This window comes from Streptantibioticus rubrisoli (assembly GCF_024436055.1).
GTDB classification, from domain to species: domain Bacteria; phylum Actinomycetota; class Actinomycetes; order Streptomycetales; family Streptomycetaceae; genus Streptantibioticus_A; species Streptantibioticus_A rubrisoli.
The window spans coordinates 1-5,273 of the sequence record NZ_JANFNH010000091.1; the positions used below are offsets into that span (position 1 = coordinate 1).

Below are 5,273 nucleotides of genomic sequence, written 5' to 3' on the forward strand. Positions count from 1 at the left end.
CCCGCCCGCCACCGCCACCGCCACCCAGCTAGCGCCGCCCCTGCAACCGCGCCGCCCGAGCGCGTACCGTGCTCAGCCGCGCGTACAACCGTTGGCCCGGGCAGTCCGTGGTGAACCCGTCCCGGTGACCGGAGATGGCGTTGAACCGAGCCGTGACACCGCGCCGGTACCGGTTGCTGCCGCCGGAGCGCAACCGGACGTGGCCGACCGGGTTCCGCCCGTACAACCCCAGCTTCCACGCGGAGAGCTGCGCCAGCCCGCGCAGCGCCGCCGCGCTGGGCCGATGGTGGTTGAACGTCCCGATCACCGCGACACCGGCGGTGTTCTTGTTGAAGCCGAGGGTGTGCGCACCCATCACCGGCCGACCGACCCCACCGGCGCGGCCCTCGTAGATCGTGCCGCACTTGTCGACCAGGAAGTTGTAGCCGATGTCCCGCCAGCCGCGGCTTTTGACGTGGTAGCGGTAGATGCCGCGGATGATCCGGGGCGAGTCGGAGCATCGGTAGTCGTTGCCGGTGGCGGTGTGGTGGACGAAGATCGCCCGCACGGTGTGGGTGTAGACGAACCCGCCGGACCGCAGGTGCTCGTTGGCGTGCCAGCCCGCGCGGACCACGATGCGCGGCCGCGGCGCGAGGCCCCGACTGTGCTCCTGCCCTTCCACGGCCTGCGCGGGCTCCGCGGACTCCTCCGCCTCGTCGGCGAGGAACTCGTCCTCGTCGGAGGAGTCCGTGGGCTCATCGGCCTCCGAGTCGGGCTCGCCGGGGTCCACCATGTCGAGCCGCAGCCCGTAGGGCAGTTCGGGGCTACCGGCGCTGCGCCCGCTGCGCCGCGGTACCACCCGGACCTGGATGCCGTTGGAGTCGCCGACCCACAGCGGCGCGGTGCCGCCGCGCGCCCGTCCGGTGGCGCGGTCGGGCGAGTCGAGGTCGGGTACGTCGTCGCTCTCGGCCTCCACCGACCGCCACGGCGACCACGCGCCGGTGCGCATGGACCGGCTGCGCACTTCGACGGTGGCGTAGAGCCCGGTGGTCGCGCTGTTCCAGGTGATGCCGAGCATCGAGAACGGTTTGACGGCCCGTGCGGTCAGCCCCATCGCACCCGGGGCGAGGCCGCGTCCGGCCGGAAGTCGGGTCAGGGGCAGGGTGTGGGTGTCCCCCAGAGCCGCCCTGGTGGCAGCGGCCTCGCCCAGGACGGGAGCGGAGGCCGCGCTGGGCACGGCCGCGGATACGAGGAGCGCGGCCGTGCACGCACAGGTGGCACCGATCGCGGAAGCAAGGAATGCACGCATGACCTAAATAGTGACATAACGGGCAAATATGGCGACCCGTTATGTGTCACGCCGTCAGCCGATCCACCGTCAGGCCACCGCCCGGTCAGCCCTTCGCCCCCGTCTGACCAGCGACCGAGCCGCAGGCGGCCCCGCTCGCCCCGGCCGGGGCCACGTACGCTGACCGCGTGAACGACACCGCCCGTACCCCGGCCGACCTCCTGCGCTCGGCGCTCGCCGCGGATCCCGCCCGTCCGTTGCTGACCTTCTACGACGACGCCACCGGCGAGCGTGTCGAGCTGTCGGTGGCCACCTTCGCCAACTGGGTGGCCAAGACCGCCAACCTGCTCCAGGACGACCTGGCCGCGCAGCCCGGCGACCGGGTCGCACTGCTGCTGCCCGCGCACTGGCAGACCGCAGCCTGGCTGCTCGCCTGCTTCTCCACCGGCACGGTCGCGGAACCTGGCGGCGACCCGGCCGCCGCCGACCTGGTGGTGAGCGGCCCGGACCACCTGGACGCCGCCCGGGCCTGCCGCGGCGAGCGGGTGGCGCTGTCGCTGCGGCCACTGGGCGCACGCTTCCCGCAGCCGCCGGAGGGCTTCGTGGACTACGCCGTCGAGGTGCCCAGCCAGGGCGACCGCTTCGCCCCGTACTCCCCCGTCGACCCGGAGGCGCCCGCCCTGGCGCTGCCCGGCGGTGAGGAGCTGACCGGCGCGCAGGTCGTCGCACGCGCTCGGCGCAGCGCCGAGGAGCTAGGCCTGGCCCCGGGTTCCCGGCTGCTGTCGGCGGCCGACTACGACGACTGGGCGGGCCTGGCCTCCGGTCTGCTGGCGCCGCTGGCGGCGGGCGGCTCGGTGGTGCTCTGCCGCAACCTGGACCGGCTCGACGCGGACGCCCTCCAGCGCCGCCGGGAGAGCGAACGCGTCACCCACTCGGCCGTCTGACGGCCGGAGCGTCACCCGTTCGGCCCACACCCGCGGGCCGCACCGCCCGTTCCGAGGGACGATCGACGGATCCGCACCGCCTAGCGTTGGGGGCCGCCGTGTCAGACCGGGAAGGGCCGCCCGCCCGTGGTGGGGCGCCTTCCGGCGCCCACCACGGGCGATCCCCGGCGCTGGCCGCGCTGGGTCGCGCTGGTCTCGGCGCTGCTGCTGGTGGTCGGCGCCGGGGTGAGCTGGCTGCTCTACGCCCACCTTGAGGACAACATCCACACCGACACCAGCGCCGAGGCCGAGCTGCGCCGCCACATGGCCGAGCGCCCGCCGCCCGGCGCCAACGGCACCCAGAACGTGTTGATCATCGGCACCGACAGCCGCAGCGGCGGCAATGACAGGTACGGCCCGGACAGCGGAACCGCCCGCTCCGACACCGTGATCCTGCTGCACCTGTCGGCCGGACGCGGCAGCGCGACCGCGGTCAGCATCCCGCGCGACCTGATGGTGGACGTACCCAGTTGCCGCAAGCCGGACGGCCACCAGACGGCCGCGCAGTTCGCCCAGTTCAACTGGTCCTTCGCCTGGGGCGGCGCGGCCTGCGCGATCCGTACCCTGGAGCAGTTGACCGGCGTTCGCATCGACCACCACGTGCAACTCGATTTCACCGGCTTCAAGCGGATGGTGGACTCGGTCGACGGCGTGGAGGTCTGCGTCCCGTACCGGGTGCACGACCAGGACGCCAAACTGGACCTCGCCCCCGGTCGCCAACTGCTCCACGGCGAGCAGGCGTTGGGCTATGTGCGCGCCCGGCACGGCTTCGGCGACGGCAGCGACACCGAGCGGATGGACCGCCAACAGGCCTTCCTCGCCTCGCTGGTGCGCCGGATGCAAAGCGACGGCGTGCTGTTCAACCCCACCAAGCTGTACCCGGTACTGGACGCCGCGACCTCGTCCATCACCGCCGACCCCGGCCTGAACTCGCTGACCAAGCTGTACGACGTCATCCGCGGCCTGCAGAAGACGCCGACCGACCGGATCCGCTTCCTCACCGTGCCGCGCGAGCCGTATGCCGACGACTACAACCGGGACCAGTTGGTGCATCCCCAGGCCGACCAGTTGTTCGCGGCACTGCGCGCGGACCAGCCGGTGGCGGTACGGGCGCCCGCCCCCACCACCGCGGCGCAGCAGCCCCCGCAGGACCCGGCCAGCGGCAATCCGGCGCCGCCCGGGCGTTACGGCGACGGCAAGTCCGGTCCGGCTCCGTCACCGTCGCCCAGCGCGCTACCCACATACGTCGGTACCACCGCAGCCCATGACGTCTGCGGTCAACGGCACCGTTAACCAAAAACCCCAATAAGCCAACAATCCGATCGCCGATTTGTCACGAGAGCGGTTCAGACGCTGAACTTGGCCGCTAGGTGTTGGACGTCTCGCAGCGACGGAGGGCTCGGCGACCATGGACGCGCAAGGCCGTGGGGAGACCGACCCCGCCGACCAGTGGGTGTTCGATCCGCAGACCGGAACGTACCAACTGCGCATGGACGCACCACCCGGCGAGCAGAACGCCAGCGCGCCAACTCCCGGCGAGGCGGCACCTGTTCAGGACGCGCCCCCACCCAGCAGGAGCGCCGCACGCGCAACGCGCGGTGCGAACAGCCGCCGCAAACCGAAGCCCAAGCCGTCGAAGAAGCGCAGGGCCATGGTGTGGACCGCGGGCGGCGTCGGCTTCGCGCTGGTCGCGGTCAGTATCGGCGGCTACCTCGTCTACCAGCACTTCAACAACAACATCAGCACCGTTGACGTGGGCGACGCGGGCAGCAAGGACGCCACCACCGACGGCCCGATGAACATCCTGGTGATCGGCACCGACAGCCGGGTGGGCCTCGGCCGCCAGTACGGAGACGAGGGCAGCGTCGGCCATGCCGACACCACGATCCTGTTCCACGTCTCCAAGGACCGCAGCAACGCCACCGCGTTGAGCATTCCGCGCGACCTGATCACCGACATCCCGGACTGCCCGACGAGGCAGAAGGACGGTTCGACCAAGGTCATCCCCGGCGAGCACAACGTCCGCTTCAACACCAGCCTCGGCCAGGAGGGCCGCGACCCCGGCTGCACCATGCGCACCGCCGAGGCACTCACCGGCCTGAAGATCGACCACTTCATGATGGCCAACTTCAACGCGGTCAAGGACCTGTCCACGGCGGTCGGCGGCGTCGATGTCTGCGTGGGCAAGGACATTGACGACAAGGGCGGTTCAGGGCTCAAGCTCAGCAAGGGCCACCACGTCGTGGAGGGCGAGCAGGCGCTGGCGTTCGTCCGTACCCGGCACTCGGTGGGCTTCGGCGGCGACCTCGACCGCATCAAACTCCAGCAGCAGTTCCTGAGTTCGCTGATCCGGAAGATGAAGTCCAGCGGCACCCTGACCGATCCGAAGAAGCTGTGGACGCTGGCGGACGTGGCGACCAAGGCGCTCACCGTCGACACCGGGATCGGCTCGGTGAAGAAGCTCAGCGACCTTGCGCAGGACCTGAGTTCGGTGCCGCCGAAGAACATCACGTTCGCGACGGTGCCGGTGGTGGACAACCCGGCGGAGAAGGTGCACACCAGCGTGGTGCTCAACAACCCCTCCGCGAAGGAGTTGTTCGAGATGGTCCAGGCAGACAACTCGCTGACCTCGACCAAGCCCAAGGCGTCCGCCTCCCACGCGCCCAACCCGCTGGACGGTCCCAAGGCCGCGCCGATCGACGTACGGGTCAACGTCCTCAACGGCAGCGGTACGTTCGGCGCCGCCCAGGCGACCCTCGACTGGCTGCAGAACACCGAGGGCGTCACCCGGTCCAGCAACGGCGGCAACGCGCCGGGCACCCTCGACAAGACGACGCTGGTCTACGCCCCCAACCAGGCCGACCAGGCCCGCCGCCTGGCCTCGATGATGGGCCTGTCGGCGTCCGCCCTGAAACAGGGCACCCAGAACGCCGCCCCCCGAGCCCCCATGACCCTGACCCTGGGCAAGGACTTCACCACCCCCGGCAAACCCCTGAGCCCCCCACCGGCCCCCACCGCAGCCC

Annotated in this window: 4 protein-coding genes; 3 read left to right on the plus strand and 1 reads right to left on the minus strand. The window is 71.2% G+C overall.

Going from position 1 to position 5,273, the window contains the following annotated elements; translation table 11 throughout:
- Positions 1 to 28: 28 nt before the first annotated feature.
- Positions 29 to 1,288 carry a peptidoglycan recognition protein family protein gene (locus NON19_RS32905; RefSeq protein WP_255932944.1) on the minus strand — a complete coding sequence of 420 codons (1,260 nt, stop codon included), beginning with the start codon at positions 1,286 to 1,288 and terminating at the stop codon, positions 29 to 31.
- A gap of 167 nt (positions 1,289 to 1,455) precedes the next feature.
- Here NON19_RS32905 and NON19_RS32910 point away from each other — a divergent pair, with 167 nt between their 5' ends.
- The 3 genes from NON19_RS32910 to NON19_RS32920 form a co-directional block, all read left to right on the plus strand.
- On the plus strand, positions 1,456 to 2,211 hold the full coding sequence (locus tag NON19_RS32910) for a TIGR03089 family protein (protein WP_255932945.1): 756 nt from the start codon (positions 1,456 to 1,458) through the stop codon (positions 2,209 to 2,211).
- Between the two features lie 126 nt (positions 2,212 to 2,337).
- Entirely contained in the window at positions 2,338 to 3,543 is a 1,206-nt protein-coding gene (locus NON19_RS32915; protein WP_255932946.1) for an LCP family protein, read from the plus strand.
- A gap of 115 nt (positions 3,544 to 3,658) precedes the next feature.
- On the plus strand, positions 3,659 to 5,273 hold a 1,615-nt coding region (locus NON19_RS32920; RefSeq protein WP_255932947.1), incomplete at its 3' end, for an LCP family protein.